This is a genomic window from Escherichia sp. XD33 (assembly GCF_019375075.1).
Classification (GTDB): Bacteria; Pseudomonadota; Gammaproteobacteria; order Enterobacterales; family Enterobacteriaceae; genus Enterobacter; species Enterobacter flexneri_A.
In genome coordinates this window covers 1-574 of sequence record NZ_JAENDM010000349.1, presented here as the reverse complement: position 1 = coordinate 574, position 574 = coordinate 1, and the positions used below count along the sequence as shown (strand labels likewise).

The following is a 574-nucleotide window of genomic DNA, read 5'->3' as shown; positions in this document are numbered from 1 at the left end:
CTCAGATTCAGGTTATGCCGCTCAATTCGCTGAGTGTAACGCTTGCTGATTACGTGCAGCTTTCCCTTCAGGCGGGATTCATACAGCGGCCAGCCATCCGTCATCCATACCACGACCTCAAAGGCCGACAGCAGGCTCAGAAGACGCTCCAGTGTGGCCAGAGTGCGTTCACCGAATACGTGCGCAACAACCGTCTTCCGGAGCCTGTCATACGCGTAAAACAGCCAGCGCTGACGTGATTTAGCACCGACGTAGCCCCACTGTTCGTCCATTTCAGCGCAGACAATCACATCACTGCCCGGCTGTATGCGCGAGGTTACCGACTGCGGCCTGAGTTTTTTAAGTGACGTAAAACCGTGTTGAGGCCAACGCCCATAATGCGTGCACTGGCGCGACATCCGACGCCATTCATGGCCATATCAATGATTTTCTGGTGCGTACCGGGTTGAGAAGCGGTGTAAGTGAACTGCAGTTGCCATGTTTTACGGCAGTGAGAGCAGAGATAGCGCTGATGTCCGGCAGTGCTTTTGCCGTTACGCACCACCCCGTCAGTAGCTGAACAGGAGGGACAGCT

Annotated in this window: 1 pseudogene; it reads right to left on the bottom strand. The window is 55.1% G+C overall.

The features are described from left to right. Positions 1 to 574: pseudogene (locus tag K0778_RS27180) on the bottom strand (IS1 family transposase); the annotation flags it as partial.